The organism is Alphaproteobacteria bacterium, assembly GCA_017302575.1.
GTDB lineage: Bacteria > Pseudomonadota > Alphaproteobacteria > Rickettsiales > UBA3002 > JAFLDD01.
In genome coordinates, this window is the sequence record JAFLDD010000001.1 from 11188 (window position 1) to 30123 (window position 18936).

The window sequence follows — 18936 nt, forward strand, 5'->3', positions numbered from 1 at the left end:
CCCTTGACCAGCCCAAGTTTTACCCATAATCTCCCAAAATATTCCAAATAACCCCAAAACTTACCAATTTGGGCTTCGTCATGAACGAAACGTTTGGTCGGTGCATTCTTCTTTTAACCGATTGAATTAAAAACAAAGATTTATTTGGAAAATGTGGACGTCTGTTCAAGCGGGCGAGCACGACAGGGGATAGTCACCAACCGCGCCCAAAGCCAGATTGCAGGCTGCGGGGGCACCGAATAGAGGGAAGGGGTCGCAGCCATGGCGCTGTTTTTATCGACCTTTGAAAAACAGATCGACAAGAAGGGGCGCGTGAGTGTGCCGCCAACCTTCCGTGCTGTGCTTTCCCATCAGAATTTTAACGGCATCATCGTTTATCCATCCTTTGTGCATGAGTGCCTAGAGGCCTGCGGCATGGACCGTATGGAAAAACTTTATGCGCAAATCGAGTCGCTCGATCCGTTCAGTGAGGAGCGTGATGCGTTCACTACGGCGATTTTGGGTTCGGCTGTGCAACTTGCTTTCGATAATGAGGGCCGCGTGGTGTTGCCTGAATCGCTGCTCAAGCGTGCGGGTATTACGGAGCATGCGACCTTCATCGGTAAGGGTGCAACGTTTGAGATTTGGGCGCCCGCTGCATTTGCGAAACATGAAACGGCGGCGCGTGATACCGCGAAAGCAAAGCGTGCAACGCTTAAATCGGGGGGTGCGCAATGAGCCATGTTCCCGTCATGTTGCGCGAAGTTTTGCAAGCGGTTGATGCGAAAGATGGCGACGTGGTCGTGGACGGCACCTTTGGTGCGGGCGGCTATAGTCGAGGAATTTTAGGTGCTGCGAAGTGCCGTGTGGTTGCAATGGATCGCGACCCTGATGTTCAGTTACTTGCCGATGCGCTTGCCCGGGAAACCCTTGGGCATTTTTTATTCCTGCCTGGCCGATTCGGCGCGATGGTGTCGCTGCTGAATCAGGCTGGTATTGAGAAGGTGGACGCGATTGTGCTCGATATCGGGGTTTCCTCGATGCAGCTCGATCAGGGGGATCGCGGCTTCAGTTTCCGTGCGGATGCGCCGCTTGATATGCGCATGGAGCGCTCGGGCATCAGCGCCTATGACGTGGTAAACTCCTACTCTGAGAGCGAGCTTGTGCGCATTCTGCGCGAGTATGGCGAAGAAAAAAATGCTAAGCGCATTGCTCATGAAATCATGATGGAGCGCAGCATTGGTAAAATCACTACGACCAAGCAGCTTGCAACCATTGTTGATCGCGTGAGCTTCAAGCGCGGGCATGTTAAAATTCACCCTGCAACCCGCACTTTCCAAGCGATTCGAATCGAAGTGAATCAGGAGTTGGCGGAGCTTCGGGCGGCGCTTGATGCAGCGCTTGCGCTGCTAAAGCCGGGTGGTCGTTTAGTGGTGGTGACCTTCCATTCACTCGAAGACCGCATCGTCAAACAATTCATGCAAAGCAATAGCGATAAGGCGCAGGGCTCGTCGCGCCACATGCCGCTAGCGCTTGTCGCGCCTCAGCAGAATGCAGCATTCAGCAGCGTATCACGCGTGCTGCCAAGCGATGACGAGATAGCGCAAAATGCACGGGCACGTTCTGCAACATTGCGCTCGGCTATTCGTTCGGGAGTGGCCGCATGATGAAGCAGCGCATGATGTCGTGGTTGGTGGGTGTGGGCATGTTTGCGGTGGCGGCATTTGGTTTATACCTCGTCAAATACACGGTGCAGGACATGCAAAAAGAAGTGAATCGCTTAGCTGCGGAATTAAAGCAGGAAGAAGAATCGCTGCATTTACTCAATGCCGAGTGGGCGTATTTGAATCGTCCTGAGCGCCTGCGCGCGATGGCAGAAAAGCATTTAACGCTTGCGCCATTTGATACGCGCAAAATGACCAATATTCAGGCACTGCCTGTCCGTATACAAGAACAAGAAACTATCCCATCGGTACGCGAAAGATCTCAGCTCTTTCAGCCGGTGGGAGGGTTTTAGTGCGCAAATACCAGCGTCTTTCCTCTCATCGTCCTGCTCAGCGTGTTGTTCGCGGTGAATCGCGTTCGCATAAAGCGCTTGAGCAATCACGCCTGCGCTTGATTTGTGTTGCAGTCTTTTTTGCACTCTCATTTGCAGCATTGGGCTTGAGACTACTTGAGGTAACGTTGGTGGGCGGTGGTGATTTGCCCTTCAAGCGTTTGGTGAGTGAGCCGCAATTATTGCTTCAGCGTGAGGAAGAAATCGACATTTCGAAAGCGGCGGACACGCAGCATATCGTGCGTCGTGAGATTACGGATCGTAATGGGTATGTGCTTGCGACTTCCATTAAAACGGCATCGCTGGTTGCGAACCCTACTATCATTCGTCATGAGTCGGATGTTGCTATGCAGTTGCAGCGGATTTTTCCTGACCAGTCATTACAGGTGCTGCTGGATAAGCTCGAAAATAAGAAGCGCAGCTTCATTTACATGCGTCGTCACTTAACGCCTGCGCAGCAAGAAGCAGTGAATAATTTGGGAATTCCCGGCTTGTTCTTCGAGACCGACACGCGCCGCGTTTATCCCTATGGTGGGCTGTTTGCGCATGTATTGGGGTATGTTGATACGGACAATAAAGGCATTGCGGGCATCGAGAAGTTTTTCGATGCGAAGTTGCAGCATCCGATTGAGCGTGAGCCGTTGGTGTTGTCGCTTGATTTGCGTGCGCAGTCCATATTGCGTGATGAAATGGCGCAGGCGGTAAAAACCTTTAGCGCTATTGGTGCAACGGGCGTGATTGCGGATGTGAAGAGTGGCGAAATTATTGCGATGGCGAACTTGCCAGAATTCAACCCGCAATATCCAAACGCCAATCCAAGCGCGACGTTTAACCGTGCAAGTCTTGGCGCTTATGAAATGGGTTCGACCTTCAAAACCTTCACGCTGGCTGCCGCGCTTGATAAGGGGACAGTGGATGTGACGGGTGGGTATGATGCTAGTCATCCCATTAAGGTGGCGAGCTTTACGATTAATGATTCGCACCCTGAGAATCGCTGGCTTTCTGTCGGCGAAATTTTTGCGCATTCCTCGAATATTGGCATGGTGAAAATGGCGCTCGATTTGGGCACCGAAAGTCAGCAGGAATATTTGAGAAAGCTAGGGCTTCTGGATCCTGTATCCATCGAATTGCCAGAGCGCGCAAAGCCGCTAGTGCCAAGCGACTGGCGCAAGATTAATACGATGACTATTTCCTTCGGTCATGGCATTTCCGTCTCGCCGTTGCATGTGGTGCAGGCCATTGCATCGCTTGTGGGTGACGGCACAAAGCGCACGCTCACTTTGATGAAGGACGGTAATAAAGATAAGCCGCAGGCCGAGCGTGTTGTAACTGCTGAGACATCGACAAAGATTCGTAAATTGCTGCGCCTTGTGGTGGAGCATGGCACGGGCAAATCGGGTGATGCGCCAGGCTATGTAGTTGGCGGAAAAACGGGAACGGCCGAGAAGAACACGGGTGGTGCTTATAATGCAAACGCAAAGCTAGCCTCATTTGTTGCAGCCTTCCCGGCAAACGATCCGCAGTATGTAATTCTTATCATGGTGGATGAACCGAAGGGCACAAAGGCGACGTATGGGTATGCGACAGGCGGCTGGGTTGCTGCGCCAGCAGTAGGACGCGTGGTACAACGCATGGCCCCGCTATTTGGCATGGCGCCAGACTTTACTTATGACGACGCCGAGATTGATGGCTGGTGGGCGGACGCAGAAAACCGCGTGCAGCAAATCAATACACGTCGCATGCAAAAACTTCAGGAAAGGGCAATTCATGCTGCCACTTACTGAGTTACTTGCGCGTGCGAACATGGCCAATGTTGCGGTAACAGGCGACAGCAATGTTGCTATTTCTTCTGTGGTTACTGATTCACGCGCAATGGAAAAAAATGCGTTGTTTATCGCTATCCCTGGCGTCACGGCGGATGGTACGCAATACGTTCCCGATGCACTCAAGAAGGGTGCGGCGGCGCTATTGCTTCCGCAAAAAACGAAGAGCGATGTGATTGCTACCGTGCCTGTCATTCGTGTGGCAGACGTACGCGCGGCGGTGAGTGCTCTGGCTGCAGCATTCTATCCTGAGCAGCCACGTTATTGTCTTGCGGTGACGGGTACAGATGGCAAGACTTCTACCGCAGATTTCGTGCGCCAAATGGCTTCGCTTTTGGGGCATAAGGCAGCGTCGATGGGTACGTTGGGTTTGCGTTCACCTGATGCGCAGATGAACGCAGCATTCCCGCCTAATAATACATCGCCTGAACCAGTCTTGCTGCATAAGACTTTGCAGCAATTGAGCAAATCAGGTGTTGAGTATATTTCGATTGAGGCATCAAGCCATGGGCTTGACCAGAAGCGTTTGGATGGGCTCAAATTAACGGCGGCCGCATTTACTAATTTAACACGTGATCACCTAGATTATCACGGTACGTTAGAAAATTATTTTGCAGCAAAAGCCCGCTTGTTTGATACGCTGTTGCCTGAGCAGGGTACTGCTATCATCAATGCAGATGATCCCTATGTTGCGCAGTTGCAGGACATTGCCAAGCAGCGCAAATTACAGTTCAAAACCTTTGGAAAATCAGGTGCGGATTATCGCATTGTTTCGCTCACCCCACATGCGGGTGGGTTGGATGCTGTGCTGCATCTGGAAGGTTCTGAAGCCCATGTTTCTCTGCCGCTTTATGGTGCATTCCAGCTTTACAATATTCTTGCTGCGTATGGGCTGTTGCGCGCGACGGGAATTGCGCAAAATGACCTCTTGCCCTTATTCGCTAAACTACAAGGTGTGCGCGGCAGATTAGAACGTGCGGCGATGCATCCCAATGGTGCGCCTATCTTTGTTGATTATGCGCACACGCCCGCAGCGCTTGAGAACATCTTAAAGACCTTGCGCCACCACACCGCAAAAAAACTGAATGTTGTGTTTGGCTGCGGTGGTGATCGTGATGCAGGCAAGCGCCCAGAAATGGGTAAGGCTGCTAGCCAGTTTGCAGACCATGTTATCGTAACGGATGATAATCCGCGCAGTGAAAACCCTGATGCTATTCGCGCAGCAATTATGGCTGCAGCAAAGGGCGCTACCGAAATTGGCGATCGCAAGCAAGCGATTGCCCATGCAGTTAAAAATCTACAAGAGGGAGATGTTCTAGTCGTTGCAGGCAAAGGACATGAAACCACCCAAATCGTCGGCGGGCAAACCCATCATTTTGATGATGCGGAAGAGATTCAAAACGCAGTGAGGGCGCTATGACGACACAATGGGAAAGCAAAGAAGTAGCAAAGGCCACGAATGGCCAATGCAGTGGCCAGTGGGTGGCGACGAGCGTCAGCATTGATACACGCTCTATAGAAAGTGGCGCGCTTTATGTTGCACTTAAAGGTGCAAATATGGATGGTCATCATTTTGTGCGTGAAGCGCTTGCTAAAGGGGCGGTTGCTGCCGTTGTTAGTGCGCCGATTGATGGTGTGGATGCTGCACAATTAGTAATGGTGAATGATACAGAAATCGCACTGCAGAATTTGGGAATTGCTGCACGATCACGCAGTGCTGCGAAATATATTGGCGTTACAGGCAGTGTTGGCAAAACGGGTTGCAAAGAAATGCTGGCAGCAGCGCTTTCGGCGATTGGGAAAACTCACGCTACCAAGGGTAACTTGAATAACCATCTGGGTGTGCCGTTAAGCTTAGTCAACATGCCGCTTGATGCGCAGTATGTCGTGTTGGAAATGGGCATGAATCACCCTGGTGAAATTGCCAAGCTTTCGCACTGGGCAAAGCCAGATGTATCGATCATAACCACGGTGGATGCGGTACATATCGAGTTTTTTGAAAATGGTGTTGAAGGCATCGCCGATGAGAAGGCGACAATTTTTGATGGCATGGGTGGTAAAGGTACGGCGATTCTCAATGCTGATAACGCGCATTATGATCGTCTTAGCGCCTATGCGGTGAAGCAGGATTTGGATCGCATTATATCTTTTGGTAGCGGTGATAATGCATTGTCGCGCATGCTCAGTTATCAGATTGAAGATATGCACTCGATTGTTGAGGCAACGATTGCTGGAACGCACATCAGCTACCGCATTGGCACGATCGGAAAACATTGGGCGCTGATGTCCGTTGCGGTACTTTCGGCGGTGGATGCGTTGGGCGCGGATTTGGCAAAATCTGCTGCAGCGCTTGCAGTATTCAGCGAGCCAAAAGGCAGAGGCCAGATTCGCAAATTGTCAGTAAAAGGCGGACATCTGCGCCTGATTGATGATGCCTATAACGCTAGCCCAATTGCTGTGAAAGGCGCTATCGAGAAAGTATCGGAACTGCGTGCTGCGTCGAAAGAGCCGTTGCGTACGGTAGTGGTACTCGGCGACATGTTAGAGTTGGGTGAACATAGCCGTGATTTGCATGTTGGATTGGCGCCAACGCTGGTGAATAATCAGATTGATTTGGTATTTGCTGCAGGTGCATTCATGCGCCATTTGTTCGAGGCATTGCCAGAGCAAATGAAGGGCGCATACGAAGCTAATAGTGTTGCGCTAGCGCCAAAAGTGGTTTCTGCATTACAGGCACGTGACTTGGTGCTGGTTAAGGGTTCGCGCGGCTCACGTATGGATGTTGTCGTCGATGCGATTGAAAAAATAGGAGAATAGAAATGCTCTATCAACTGCTTTTCCCGCTTGCAGATGAATTCCAGTTCTTCAACCTCTTTCGCTATTTGACGTTCAGAAGTGGCGGCGCGATTATTACCGCGCTTATTATTAGTTTTATTATTGGACCACGCCTAATTCGTTGGCTCAAAAGCAAGCAGCACGGTGGCCAGCCAATCCGCGATGATGGCCCAGAAACGCATCTGCTTACCAAAAAGGGTACGCCAACCATGGGTGGTTTGATGATGCTCTTTGCCGTGAGTGTTTCAACCATTCTGTGGGCAGATATTCAGAGCGCATATGTTTGGATCGTTCTGTTCGTAACGCTTGGATTCGGCGTAATTGGTTTCGCAGATGACTATCTCAAGGTTTCTAAAAAGAATGTGAAGGGGCTTTCAGGTAAGAAAAAGCTGCTGGCGCAGTTTGTGATTGCACTGGTGGCTGTACTATGGATTTCGCATGTGACATCGCCCAATATCGCGCAGCATTTAGCATTGCCTTTCTTTAAGGATTTGTTGGTTGACCTCGGTATTCTCTATATCCCGTTTGCAATTTTGGTGATGATTGGTGCCTCCAACGCCGTGAATTTAACGGATGGTCTGGATGGCTTAGCCATTGTGCCCATCATGATTGCTGCGGGGTGCTTTGCGCTTATCAGCTACCTTGTAGGTAACGCAGTATTCTCATCGTATCTGCAAATTACGGCGGTGAAGGGTACGGGTGAGCTTGCGGTATTCTGTGCAGCGATGATTGGCGCTGGTCTGGGCTTCTTGTGGTACAATGCTCCACCCGCGATGGTATTCATGGGCGATACGGGCAGCCTTGCATTTGGTGGGTCACTCGGCACCATTAGTGTGATTACCAAGAACGAAATAGTGCTCGCGATAATTGGTGGCCTCTTTGTGCTGGAGGCGGTGTCGGTAATGATTCAGGTGGCGAGCTTTAAGCTTACGGGCAAGCGCGTGTTCCGCATGGCGCCGATTCACCATCATTTCGAGAAGCTCGGTTGGAAGGAACCCACCATTGTGATTCGGTTTTGGATCATCGCGGTGATTCTTGCGCTTATTGGCTTATCCACCTTGAAGTTGCGCTAATGAAACTCGACTTTGCTGCAGGCAAAACCTACGGGCTGTTCGGGTTGGGGAAAACCGGAAACGCCACTGCTCGCGCCATTCTTGCAGGAGGCGGAGACGTCTATGCATGGGACGATAAGCAGGAAAACACTGAGCTGCTAAAAGCAGAAATTGCTGCAGTCAATGTTGCACCACCTGAAGCGTGGCCATGGGAGAAAATCGAATCGCTGGTGTTAAGCCCAGGTGTGCCGCTTACGCACCCTGTACCGCATTTGGTCGTCGAGCTCGCCGAGCAACATCAGCGCCCAATTATTGGTGATATTGAATTGCTCTATCGCGCGCAGCCACATGCGCGCTATATTGCGATCACCGGAACCAACGGAAAATCAACCACCACAAGCCTTGTTGGACACATCATGAAGACGGCCGGCAAGTTGGTGGATGTGGGTGGTAATCTCGGCCGTGCGGTACTGAATTTTGATGTTTCGGAGAACTATGTTCTGGAGCTATCTTCGTATCAACTCGACTTGTTGGAGACGACACGTTTTGGCATTGCCGTATTGTTGAATTTCAGCCCTGACCATTTGGACAGGCATGGCGACATGGCAGGATATATTGAAGCAAAACGCCATATCTTTGACCGCCAGCAACCAAGCGATATCGCAATTCTAGGGGTGGATGAGCCCTATAGCGAAGCCATGTGCCGTGAGATGCTAGCGGCGCAAAAGCAACGCGTGATTCCCATCAGCACCACGCAGGTGTTGGAGAAGGGGGTTTTTGTGCGTGATGCAGTGCTGCATAATCGATTGGGTGATGCAGAAGTGACGGCTGATATTGCTGCCATTAAATCTCTACAAGGTGAACATAATTGGCAGAATGCTGCGGCAGCCTATGCTGCATGTTTTGTGCATGGTTTATCACATGAACAGATTATGAGCGCTATGCATAGCTTCCCTGGTCTGGCGCACCGTATGCAGTGGTTGGGCGAAGTGAATGGTGTGCAGTATGTGAATGACTCCAAGGCAACCAATGCGGATGCGACGGAGAAAGCACTCAAAACCTATGATAAGATGCACTGGATTATTGGCGGTGTGCCCAAAGAGGGTGGCATTGAAACGCTGCAGCATTATTTTCATAAAATCAAACATGCGTATTTGATCGGTGAAGCTGCAGAGGCATTTGCTGCAACGTTAGGTGATACGGTTCCGCATACTCAATGTGTAACACTTGAGCGCGCATTTGCTGCGGCACGTGCGAACGCGCAGCTTGGTGAATCAGTGGTGCTGTCGCCTGCTTGCGCATCGTTCGATCAGTTCAGGAATTTCGAGCACCGTGGCGAGGTGTTTATGAAGTTATTCGAGGAGCTCAAGGATGTCGCTTAAACTGAATTTGCATCTAGACAGGCGAAATACAACGATGCTTGGTCGTTGGTGGTGGACAGTGGACCGCCCTGCATTCTTTGCAATGATGGTGCTGGTATCGATCGGAATTTTTCTTGTTGCGGCGGCAAGCCCTGCGGTGGCTAATCGTATCGGTCTTTCGGATTTTTATTTTGTAACGCGCCACCAGATATTCTTGGCGATATCAGTGGCGACGTTGATTGCGGTTTCCTGTCTGCCGATTCCGCAAGTCCGTAGATTGGCGTTAGTTGGCTTGGCGGCGAGCCTAATACTCATGATATTGCTGCCATTCATTGGTTTTGAGAATAAAGGGGCGATTCGCTGGATTCGCCTTGGTGGCATGTCAATTCAGCCTTCCGAATTTATGAAACCGTGTTTTGCGGTTGTGGTGGCTTGGATTTTTGCACAGCGCTTCCGTAGTGCGGATTTCCCAAGTTATCGTTTGGCAACGGCGATGTATATGATTGCTGCGTTCTTGCTGATTATTCAGCCAGACTTCGGGATGGTGGTAACGGTTTCGGGCATGTTTGCGGTACAGTTTTTCTTGGCGGGTATGCCGTTCTTGTGGGTGATTTTAATGATATTCGCAGGCGTTGCGGGAGTGGTTGGCGCATACCATGCGTTCCCGCATGTGGAAAAGCGCATTACCAGTTTTCTTGATCCAAGCTCAGGCGATAACTATCAGGTTGCCAAATCCTTGGAGGCCTTCAAACATGGTGGGTTGCTGGGTGCTGGGCCAGGTGAAGGCGTGGTGAAACAACATATCCCTGACTCACATACAGACTTTATTTTTGCAGTGGCAGGCGAAGAATTTGGCTTGGTGTTCTGTGTGCTGATTATTGCGCTATTCGCATTTATCGTGGTGCGTGGCCTTGTGAAGCTTTGGGAAGAAGAGGACATGTTCACCGTGATTGCGGTAGGCGGGTTGCTCGCCCAGTTTGGCATTCAAGCGATCGTGAATATGGGGGTTGCCGTGAATATGTTGCCCGCTAAGGGTATGACGCTGCCGTTTCTAAGCTACGGTGGTTCCTCGTTAATCGCCATGGCAGGCGGCATGGGTATGATGCTGGCGTTGACCCGTAAACGCTATGGCAGGGTAGGCGATAGCAAAAATACGCGCTTTGCTTGATAATCCCAGCGTCTGGGGCTAGATTCCGTCCATGAGCAAGACAATCATCCTCGCTGCTGGCGGTACAGGCGGCCATATTTTCCCTGCGGAAGCGCTGGCCGAGGTGCTCTTGGCGCGTGGATACACGCCTGAGCTTATTACCGACCATCGCTTTCATGATTATAACAAGCTGAATGCGGATGCGGTGCTGTCGCGTATCCCCATCCATACGATTCGCGCGGGCTCGCCGAGCGGTGGCATACTTAAAATCATTTTGAATGGTGTGGGTTTGCTAGTTGGTATCGTGCAGGCGGTGAATCACCTGCGCCGTATCAGGCCTGTGGCGGTGGTGGGCTTTGGTGGCTACCCTTCCTTCCCGACAATGGTGGCGGCAATCTTGCTGCGTAAGACAACCATTATCCATGAACAGAATTCGGTGCTGGGGCGCGTCAATCGTCTTGCCGCACGATTCGTGAATCACATTGCGGTGAGTTATCGCAATACGCAATTCATGCCAGTTAAGGCGGGGCTTAAAACGACGCGTACGGGCAACCCCGTGCGTTCGGCGATTCAGGCGCTCGCGAAAATTGAGTATCCGCATGTTGAGTTGGACGGCATGCTCAAGATTCTGGTGATTGGTGGCTCGCAAGGTGCGAGCGTATTTAGTGATGTCGTACCGAAGGCATTTGAAAAACTTTCGCCACAACTGCGCGCGCGTGTGCGACTCGACCAGCAATGCCGCGTGCGTGAAATCGAACACGCGAAAGCTGCTTATCAGGCGATGGGTATGCAGGTGGATATTGCACCATTCTTTGCCGACGTGGCAGCACGACTTGCGGGTGCGCATCTGGTGATTAGCCGCGCGGGTGCATCGAGCGTGGCGGAATTGACGGCGGCGGGTCGCCCTGCGATTTTGGTGCCGCTACCTGCTGCGACTGACAACCACCAATATTTCAACGCCGAGGCGGTAGAAGATGCGGGCGGTGGTTGGGTGATGGCACAAGACGGGTTCACCGCGGATGCGCTAGCAGCGAAGCTGGAGACATTTTTGCGTGTACCCAAAACGCTTGCCGAAGCAGCGGCGAACATGAAGCCACTTGGCCAGCCGGATGCGGCTGATGGGTTGGCGAACTTGGTATTGAATGTGGCTGGCGTCGAAAACGTCGCCAGTGAACGTGAGAAGTTGGAGAATGCGGCATGACGTTTATCCAGAAACTTGTAGTTATAATCTTTTTTCTTGGTTTATTAATTGCGGGTGGCGCAAATTATGTTGGAATGGCGGTTTTCTTTGGTTTCTCGCTAGTGTGCATATGGTTGGATATAATCTATAAAAAGTTATGTGGTAAAAATGAGTAGTATGAAAATTTTCCCGATTGCAAAGACGATGCCGCTCAATATCGGCACGCTGCATTTTGTGGGCATTGGTGGCATTGGCATGAGCGGCATTGCCGAGGTGCTGCATAATCTGGGTTATACGGTGCAGGGTTCGGACATTGCAGAGAGCTACACGATTGATCGTTTGCGCAAATTGGGCATGACGGTGAATATCGGCGCGCATGATGCGAAGCATATTAAAGGTGCGTCGGTGGTGGTGATTTCTTCGGCTGTGAAGCAAGATAACCCAGAAGTGGTCGAGGCACGCGCGCAGCGTATTCCGGTGGTGCGCAGAGCGGAAATGCTGGCTGAGTTGATGCGCCTAAAGGCAACGATTTCGGTTGCGGGCACGCATGGAAAGACCACGACGACGTCGCTAATTTCGACCTTGCTGAAAGGTGCGGATATGAACCCCACCGTGATTAATGGTGGTATCATCAATGCGTTCGGAACCAATGCTTTCCTTGGCGAAGGGGAGTGGATGGTGGTAGAGGCCGACGAGTCGGACGGGACGTTTATTCGTATCCCCTCGACCGTGGCGGTGATTACCAATATCGACCCTGAACATCTCGATCATTATGGCGACTTTGAGGCGCTTAAGGCAGCGTTCCATCAATTCATTACGCAACTGCCATTCTATGGTTTCGGTGTGCTGTGCATTGACCACCCTGAAGTGCAGGCGCTGATTGCGAAAATCACGGATCGCCGCATCATTAGCTATGGAACCAGCCCGCAGGCGGATGTGCGCGCGGTGAATATTACGCAAGTGTCGGGCGGCCAAACGTTCGATGTGGAAATTACCGATCGCGCAACCGAGAAAGTGCAGACACTCAAGGCTATCGAATTGCCGATGTATGGGCTGCATAACGTGCGCAATACGCTGGCGGCGATTGCGGTGGCGCGTGAGTTGGGAATGAGCGAAACGACCATCAAAAAAACGCTCAAAGAATTTGGTGGCGTGAAGCGACGCTTCACCAAAACGGGTGAAGTGAATGGCGTGACGATTATTGACGATTATGGTCACCACCCGGTGGAGATTATGGCGACGCTGTCATCGGCGCGTCAGGCGGTGGAAGCGAAGAAGGGCAAGGTGATTGCGGTGATTCAGCCGCATCGTTACACGCGCTTTTCGAACCTGTTCAAAGATTTCTGCACCTGCGCCGACCAAGCCGACACCGTGCTGGTGGCGGATGTTTATACGGCGGGTGAAGACCCGATTGAAGGTGCGAACCGTGATGCGCTTGTCGCAGGCATGAAACAGCACGGCCACAAGCATGTGCTGGCATTACCGAGCGAGGCTGAGTTAGCCGCTATGATTGCGGAGATTGCGCAGCCAAATGACTTCGTGATTTGTTTGGGTGCGGGTAGCATTTCGAAATGGGCCTATGCATTGCCAGCGCAACTTGAGCCGCTCATGAAAACAAAGGCGCGTGCATAATGGCGCAGCCTGCCGCCCAATCTTCGAAATATGATTTGCCGACGGTGCGAGGCAGCTATCGCTTTGACGTGCCGCTTGCGCCGACGAACTGGTTTCGTGTGGGTGGCGTGGCGGATGTTTTATTCAAGCCTGCGGATGCACAAGACTTGGCGGATTTTCTGCGGGCAGTGCCCGCTTCCGTTCCCGTTACGGTGATTGGTGTGGGTTCGAACCTCATTATTCGTGATGGTGGGTTGGAAGGTGTAGTGATTCGCCTTGGTCGCGGATTTACGGATATCACGATTGAAGGCGATGTGCTGGTCGCAGGTGCTGCGGTGCTAGATGTGAACGTGGCGCGCTTCGCCGCTGATCATGGCCGTGCAGGGTTAGAGTTTTATGCGGGTATTCCGGGCACGATTGGTGGTGCGCTCGCCATGAATGCAGGCGCTTATGAGGGCGAAACCAAAGACGTTCTGATTAAGGCCGAGGCAGTCGATAGGGCAGGGAAGATTCACACGCTCAGCGTGGAGGATTGCAACTATACGTACCGCCATTTTGGTGGCCAAGAGGGGCTCATATTCACCAAGGCGTGGTTTAAGACTTCGGCGGGCGAAAGTGCGGCTATTCACACACGCATCACCGAAATTACGACCAAGCGCGAGGCGACGCAACCCGTGCGTGAACGTACTGGCGGCAGCACCTTTAAGAACCCCGAAGGCCATAAAGCATGGCAATTGGTGGACGGGGCAGGCTGCCGCGGGCTGACGATTGATGGCGCGCAAATGTCGCCTATGCACTGTAATTTCATGATTAATACGGGCAATGCGACCGCCGCCGCGCTCGAAGCCTTGGGCGACGAAGTGCGCAAGCGGGTGAAAGCCCATTCGGGGGTTGAGCTTGAGTGGGAAATCAAACGCATAGGTCGTCGTTAAATCCTCGTTGCACCTGCGAAAATCCTAGGCTAGACTTAGTGCAAATCAAAAAATCCCTATCGGCAAGTGTAACTCAACGTTCATCATAAGGTGCGCGGCGTATGCGTGTTGCGGTATTAAAGGGCGGGTTGTCGGCGGAGCGCGAGGTATCGCTTAGCTCTGGCGCTGCGTGTGCAAAGGCGTGTCGTGAACTTGGTTATGACGTCACCGAGATTGATGTGCAGTCTGACATTGCTGCAGTGCTGGCGCAGGTAAAGCCTGATAAGGTGTTTAATGCATTGCATGGTCGCTTCGGTGAAGATGGCTGCATTCAAGGCATTTTGGAGATTCTGAAAATTCCCTACACACATTCGGGTGTGCTTGCTTCGGCATTGGCGATGGATAAGCCCATGGCAATTAAGGTATTCGCAGCCGCAGGGCTCAATGTAGCTGAAAGCCGTATGGCGTGTCGTGATGAGGTGATCGCGCGTGATGTATTGCCGCGCCCGTACGTGATTAAGCCGCATAATGAAGGCTCGAGCGTTGGCGTGAAACTCATGTTTGAGGGTGATAAGCCATTCACAAAAGATAACTGGCCTTATGGTTACGCAGTGATGGTGGAAAAATATATCCCCGGTCGCGAATTGACCGTGGCGGTGCTCGATGATGAGCCGCTTGGCGTGACGGAGATAACGACCAAAAGCGGTTTTTACGATTACGACAATAAATATACGGCAGGGGGTTCGACCCATATTTGCCCTGCGGATTTGCCAAAGCCTATCTATGACGAGGCGATGCGCATGGCGCTTGTCGCGCATAAGGCATTGGGTTGCCGTGGTCTTTCGCGCAGTGACTTCCGCTATGATGAAAAAGGCGATGGCAAGATCTATATATTAGAGACCAATACGCAACCAGGCATGACACCGCTTTCGCTTTCGCCAGAGCTGGCGGCCATGCGCGGTATCAGTTTTAATGAACTGGTGAAGCGTTTACTCGACGGAGCACAACTCGATGGCTAAACGCCGCGCACGCGTAACGAAGAAAGCAACGACCCGCAGTGAAATGCAGGCGGAGGTGACGCGCAAGAAAGCGCGCGCCAAACGCAGGCAATTGCAGCAGCGTATTTCATTTGGGTTGGGTAGCTGCATGATTGCATATCTCACCTTTGCGGTGGCGGGATATTTTGGCGAGCATAAGTTGGATAATGCGATTCGCAACACGCAGAATGGAATGTATCGCGGCTTGGCCGAAGCAGGCTTCAAGTTGGAGCAGGTCTATCTCGAAGGGCGCATGCATGCAGACAAGCAGGCGGTTAACTCGGCGGTAAATGTGAAGGTTGGTATGCCAATTCTCGCCCTCTCATTGACGGAGATTCAAACCCGACTTGAGAAAATTCCTGAAGTGCACCATGCGCGCGTGGCTCGTGAATTGCCGAACGCGCTGCGCATTACGCTGAACGAGCGCATACCTGCGGTGGTGTGGCAATCGGGCGGTAAGCAGGTGCTGATGGATAAAGAGGGCCACGTGCTTGACCGCAAGAAATATACGCTTACTGAGCCGCTACCCGTGGTGGTGGGCGAAGGTGCGCCAGAGCATTTGAGTGAGCTTCTTGCGTTGCTGAATGTGGCACCAGAAATGAAGCCTGATGTGCAAGCGGTGGTGCGTGTTGGCCAGCGCAGATGGAATGTTAAGCTCGCCAACGGTGTGACGGTTATGTTGCCAGAGAATGCGCCAGATAAAGCATGGCAGCGTTTTGCGGGGCTTGTGAAAAATGAAGCCTTACTGAGCAAGGCAGTGCGCCAAGTGGATATGCGCATGGACGACCGCGTATTCATCACGCCGCTAGAACAGAATCAATCCCCCATCACTTTAACGACTGCGACTGCGAGAGATACATGAGTAAGGCTACGAACAAGACACAAATCATCACCGCGCTGGATGTTGGCACAACAAAAGTCGCCTGTATCATCGCTAGAAAAGACGAGCATGGGCAACTAACTGTGGCCGGCGTTGGTCATCAACTGGCGAAAGGCATTAAGTCTGGGGTGATTACCGATGTAAGTGAGGTGGAGACTTCTATCGTTGCGGCGGTACATACGGCTGAGCAAATGGCAGGCGTGGATGCAGTGGAAGAAGTGATTGTGAATGTGAATGGCACGAGCCTTAAATCGCGCCAAGTATCGGTAGAGCTGGATGTACTCGCGGATGGTGTAAGTGATAATGATATCTCTGACATTATTCATGAAGGTTGCGCTTCGCTGCAAAGTGATGATGCGACGATTATTCACTGCTTCCCAACCAATTATATGTTGGATGGAGTAAAGGGCTTGCGCGATCCGCGCGGCATGGTGGGCAGTAAGCTTGGTGCCGAATTGCAGATCATTACGGCGAAGCCTTCGTATTTACGCAATCTATCGCAATGTATTGCGCGTTCGCACCTCAACATTTCCGAATATGTGATGAGTGTGCATGCAAGTGCTTTGGCAGTGCTTGAGCCAGATGAAATGAATCTTGGTGTGTTGCTGATTGATATGGGCGGTGGTGTTACGAGTTTTGCTGTTTATTTCGGTGGGCGCAGTGTTTACAGCGATTCGATTCCCGTCGGCGGCAACCATGTAACGAGTGATATTGCGCAAGGTCTTTCGACATCACTGCATCATGCAGAACGTTTGAAAACATTGCATGGCAGCGCCGTGAATGCAGCAAAAGACACCGAGGTGATGATTGATGTGCCGCAACTGGGCGAGCGTGAAGACGAAAATGAACCAACGACGATGCCGCGCTCAATGTTGATTGGGGTGATTCGCCCGCGCATGGAAGAAATTTTTGAATTGATTCGTGGTAAACTCGAAGCAAGCGGTATGGATAAAGTCGGCAGACGTTGCGTGATTACGGGTGGCGCAAGCCAAATGCTTGGCGTTACGGAACTTGCAACGCGCATGCTTTCCAAACAAGTGCGTAAAGGTAAACCTATGCCACTGAATGGACTTGCGGATGCAGTGTCTGGCCCTGCGTTTTCAGGGGTGATCGGCATGTTGAATTACGTGACGCAACGCCCATGGGAAGAAGAGATTTTATCGGCGGAGCAGTCGAAACGTCGTTTCGTGCCAGAGAAAATCATGAATTGGATCAGAGAGAACTTCTGATTTTAATCTGTGAACTTATGCACAATCGGCTTTACAATTTGCCTAACACTACATATAGTGTTATCCAAATTCAAAAAACCGCTACATATACCAATATGTTAGTGAAAAACACCCGGCAGTAAGCAGTTGAAAACACGTCATTCCTAGGGGAGACACCTATGTCTATTAATCTGCATTTGCCAAGCCAACTTGATACGCTGAAGCCAAAAATCACCGTGATTGGTGTAGGTGGCGCGGGTGGTAACGCGGTCAACAACATGATCGCTGCGAACCTTGAGGGTGTCGATTTCGTTAATGCTAACACGGACGCGCAGGCGCTCGAGGGTTCGTTGACCGAACGTATCGTTCAGCTTGGTGCAAGTGTTACGCGTGGCCTTGGTGCGGGTGCGAATCCGAATATGGGTCGTCAAGCAGCAGAAGAAGCAAGCGATGATATCGCGCAGTTGATTGAAGGTTCGAACATGGTGTTCATCGCTGCGGGTATGGGCGGTGGTACGGGTACGGGTGCTGCGCCAGTGATTGCGCGTTTAGCAAAAGAGCAGGGCGTGCTGACGGTTGGTATTGTTACCAAGCCATTCCAGTTTGAAGGTGCGCACCGCATGAAAATGGCGGAAGCGGGCATTAAAGAACTGCAAGAATATGTTGATACGCTGATTGTGATTCCAAACCAGAATCTTTTCCGTATCGCGAATGAGAAAACGACCTTTGCTGAAGCGTTCCGCCTCGCGGATGAAGTGCTGCACTCAGGCGTTCGCGGCGTTACCGATCTGATGGTGAAGCCTGGCTTGGTGAATCTCGACTTCGCGGATATTCGTTCCGTGATGAGCGAAATGGGTAAAGCGATGATGGGTACGGGCGAAGCAGTTGGCGAGCGCCGTGCACTTGAAGCGGCGGAAGCGGCAATCAGCAACCCACTACTGGACGATGTATCACTGAAAGGTGCGCGTGCGGTGTTGATCAACATTACGGGCGGCCCAGACATGACGCTCTTTGAAGTAGATGAAGCAGCGAATCGTATTCGTGATGAAGTTGATCCAGAAGCAAATATCATCTTCGGTTCGACCTTCTCGGATGCATTGCAAGGTAGAATGCGTGTATCAGTGGTAGCGACGGGAATTGATGCGGCGGAGTTAGCGCTGCGCCCTAAGCAGCCTGAGCAGCTCGCAGCGAGCGTGTCTCAGGCGTCTAAAAAGCCGCTGATGTTTGGTTCCAAAAAAGCAGAAGTGACTCTTCCTCCTGCGCCAACGCGTGAGCGTACGGCTGCTGAGATTGTGCGTCAGGCCTCGGTGAGCGTTCCGCGCGCTGCAGCGCCAAGCGTGCATACGGTTCCTTCGGTGGCAACAGCACCTGCTGCTGCACAGCCCGTAGTTCGCATTATCGATGAGAATGTGCGTGCAGAAGACGAGTTGCGTGCCAAGCTAGACGCGCAAGCGGCTGCTCAGGCACAAGCGCGTGTTGATGAAGCAATGCGTATTGCTGCGCAGGCGAAATCTGCTGCTCCTATTCATGATGATGCAGGTCCGCTCTTCATGAGCCCTAAGCCAGAAATGCCAGCACAACGCATGGTGCATACCGCCGCATCTCCTATTTTAGAAGATGAGGAAATCACCAGCGAAAGCACCAGCAATGCGGCTGGTGGGCTTTTTGGTAGATTAGCTAGCGTGGGAAAAGCATTCACCGTTAAGGCTGAGCCACGTGCACGTGAAGTGCAAGTGAGCGCAGGAAACGAGGCCACGGCTCGCAAGGCTGAGGTGCGTGAAACCCCGTCAGCAAGCGCTGAGGAAGAGGAATTCTATGATATTCCTGCGTTCCTCCGTCGCCAAGCGAATTAGTTT

General features: G+C 51.8%; 16 protein-coding genes. All 16 read left to right on the plus strand.

Features of this window, described 5'->3' with window-relative positions; translation table 11 throughout:
• Window positions 1-261 precede the first annotated feature (261 nt).
• The 16 genes from mraZ to ftsZ all read left to right on the plus strand — a co-directional run bounded on the left by mraZ (window position 262) and on the right by ftsZ (window position 18933).
• Complete coding sequence (mraZ, locus tag J0M34_00080; GenBank protein MBN8542645.1) at window positions 262-717, plus strand: division/cell wall cluster transcriptional repressor MraZ; 456 nt, start codon at window positions 262-264, stop codon at window positions 715-717.
• Window positions 714-1646: a 16S rRNA (cytosine(1402)-N(4))-methyltransferase RsmH gene (gene rsmH, locus J0M34_00085; GenBank protein ID MBN8542646.1), complete on the plus strand. Its 933-nt coding sequence runs from the start codon at window positions 714-716 to the stop codon at window positions 1644-1646. The genes mraZ and rsmH overlap by 4 nt, the downstream gene beginning before the upstream one ends.
• Complete coding sequence (locus J0M34_00090; GenBank protein ID MBN8542647.1) at window positions 1643-1996, plus strand: hypothetical protein; 354 nt, start codon at window positions 1643-1645, stop codon at window positions 1994-1996. The genes rsmH and J0M34_00090 overlap by 4 nt, the downstream gene beginning before the upstream one ends.
• Entirely contained in the window at window positions 1996-3819 is a 1824-nt protein-coding gene (locus J0M34_00095) for a penicillin-binding protein 2 (protein ID MBN8542648.1), read from the plus strand. Before J0M34_00090 ends, J0M34_00095 begins: the two co-directional genes overlap by 1 nt.
• Window positions 3803-5278, plus strand: a complete 1476-nt coding sequence (locus J0M34_00100) for a UDP-N-acetylmuramoyl-L-alanyl-D-glutamate--2,6-diaminopimelate ligase (GenBank protein MBN8542649.1) — start codon at window positions 3803-3805, stop codon at window positions 5276-5278. Before J0M34_00095 ends, J0M34_00100 begins: the two co-directional genes overlap by 17 nt.
• The gene (gene murF / locus J0M34_00105; protein ID MBN8542650.1) at window positions 5275-6675 is read left to right on the plus strand and encodes a UDP-N-acetylmuramoyl-tripeptide--D-alanyl-D-alanine ligase; all 1401 of its coding nucleotides are present in this window, start codon (window positions 5275-5277) and stop codon (window positions 6673-6675) included. The genes J0M34_00100 and murF overlap by 4 nt, the downstream gene beginning before the upstream one ends.
• Window positions 6676-6677: 2 nt before the next feature.
• A complete protein-coding gene (locus J0M34_00110) occupies window positions 6678-7766 on the plus strand; it encodes a phospho-N-acetylmuramoyl-pentapeptide-transferase (GenBank protein MBN8542651.1) in 1089 nt (362 codons plus the stop codon).
• Window positions 7766-9127, plus strand: a complete 1362-nt coding sequence (locus tag J0M34_00115; protein ID MBN8542652.1) for a UDP-N-acetylmuramoyl-L-alanine--D-glutamate ligase — start codon at window positions 7766-7768, stop codon at window positions 9125-9127. The genes J0M34_00110 and J0M34_00115 overlap by 1 nt, the downstream gene beginning before the upstream one ends.
• Window positions 9117-10274 (plus strand): putative lipid II flippase FtsW, encoded by a 1158-nt coding sequence (gene ftsW / locus J0M34_00120; protein ID MBN8542653.1) that lies wholly within the window; start codon window positions 9117-9119, stop codon window positions 10272-10274. Before J0M34_00115 ends, ftsW begins: the two co-directional genes overlap by 11 nt.
• 31 nt (window positions 10275-10305) lie before the next feature.
• The gene (murG, locus tag J0M34_00125) at window positions 10306-11454 is read left to right on the plus strand and encodes an undecaprenyldiphospho-muramoylpentapeptide beta-N-acetylglucosaminyltransferase (protein MBN8542654.1); all 1149 of its coding nucleotides are present in this window, start codon (window positions 10306-10308) and stop codon (window positions 11452-11454) included.
• 156 nt (window positions 11455-11610) lie between these two features.
• Window positions 11611-13065, plus strand: coding sequence for a UDP-N-acetylmuramate--L-alanine ligase (locus J0M34_00130; protein MBN8542655.1), 1455 nt, complete (start codon window positions 11611-11613; stop codon window positions 13063-13065).
• On the plus strand, window positions 13065-13976 hold the full coding sequence (gene murB / locus J0M34_00135) for a UDP-N-acetylmuramate dehydrogenase (protein ID MBN8542656.1): 912 nt from the start codon (window positions 13065-13067) through the stop codon (window positions 13974-13976). The genes J0M34_00130 and murB overlap by 1 nt, the downstream gene beginning before the upstream one ends.
• 101 nt (window positions 13977-14077) lie before the next feature.
• Window positions 14078-14974 (plus strand): D-alanine--D-alanine ligase, encoded by an 897-nt coding sequence (locus tag J0M34_00140; protein ID MBN8542657.1) that lies wholly within the window; start codon window positions 14078-14080, stop codon window positions 14972-14974.
• Window positions 14967-15854 carry a cell division protein FtsQ/DivIB gene (locus J0M34_00145; GenBank protein MBN8542658.1) on the plus strand — a complete coding sequence of 296 codons (888 nt, stop codon included), beginning with the start codon at window positions 14967-14969 and terminating at the stop codon, window positions 15852-15854. The genes J0M34_00140 and J0M34_00145 overlap by 8 nt, the downstream gene beginning before the upstream one ends.
• Window positions 15851-17101, plus strand: coding sequence for a cell division protein FtsA (ftsA, locus tag J0M34_00150; GenBank protein ID MBN8542659.1), 1251 nt, complete (start codon window positions 15851-15853; stop codon window positions 17099-17101). The genes J0M34_00145 and ftsA overlap by 4 nt, the downstream gene beginning before the upstream one ends.
• A gap of 158 nt (window positions 17102-17259) precedes the next feature.
• Window positions 17260-18933, plus strand: a complete 1674-nt coding sequence (gene ftsZ / locus J0M34_00155; GenBank protein MBN8542660.1) for a cell division protein FtsZ — start codon at window positions 17260-17262, stop codon at window positions 18931-18933.
• Window positions 18934-18936: the final 3 nt, after the last annotated feature.

Coding starts and splice junctions, on each gene's coding strand:
- murF (MBN8542650.1), top strand. CDS start 5,275: ATGACGACACAATGGGAAAGCAAAGAAGTAGCAAAGGCCACGAATGGC.
- rsmH (MBN8542646.1), top strand. CDS start 714: ATGAGCCATGTTCCCGTCATGTTGCGCGAAGTTTTGCAAGCGGTTGAT.
- J0M34_00145 (MBN8542658.1), top strand. CDS start 14,967: ATGGCTAAACGCCGCGCACGCGTAACGAAGAAAGCAACGACCCGCAGT.
- J0M34_00115 (MBN8542652.1), top strand. CDS start 7,766: ATGAAACTCGACTTTGCTGCAGGCAAAACCTACGGGCTGTTCGGGTTG.
- J0M34_00090 (MBN8542647.1), top strand. CDS start 1,643: ATGATGAAGCAGCGCATGATGTCGTGGTTGGTGGGTGTGGGCATGTTT.
- J0M34_00110 (MBN8542651.1), top strand. CDS start 6,678: ATGCTCTATCAACTGCTTTTCCCGCTTGCAGATGAATTCCAGTTCTTC.
- ftsW (MBN8542653.1), top strand. CDS start 9,117: ATGTCGCTTAAACTGAATTTGCATCTAGACAGGCGAAATACAACGATG.
- murB (MBN8542656.1), top strand. CDS start 13,065: ATGGCGCAGCCTGCCGCCCAATCTTCGAAATATGATTTGCCGACGGTG.
- ftsZ (MBN8542660.1), top strand. CDS start 17,260: ATGTCTATTAATCTGCATTTGCCAAGCCAACTTGATACGCTGAAGCCA.
- murG (MBN8542654.1), top strand. CDS start 10,306: ATGAGCAAGACAATCATCCTCGCTGCTGGCGGTACAGGCGGCCATATT.
- mraZ (MBN8542645.1), top strand. CDS start 262: ATGGCGCTGTTTTTATCGACCTTTGAAAAACAGATCGACAAGAAGGGG.
- J0M34_00100 (MBN8542649.1), top strand. CDS start 3,803: ATGCTGCCACTTACTGAGTTACTTGCGCGTGCGAACATGGCCAATGTT.
- J0M34_00130 (MBN8542655.1), top strand. CDS start 11,611: ATGAAAATTTTCCCGATTGCAAAGACGATGCCGCTCAATATCGGCACG.
- J0M34_00140 (MBN8542657.1), top strand. CDS start 14,078: ATGCGTGTTGCGGTATTAAAGGGCGGGTTGTCGGCGGAGCGCGAGGTA.
- ftsA (MBN8542659.1), top strand. CDS start 15,851: ATGAGTAAGGCTACGAACAAGACACAAATCATCACCGCGCTGGATGTT.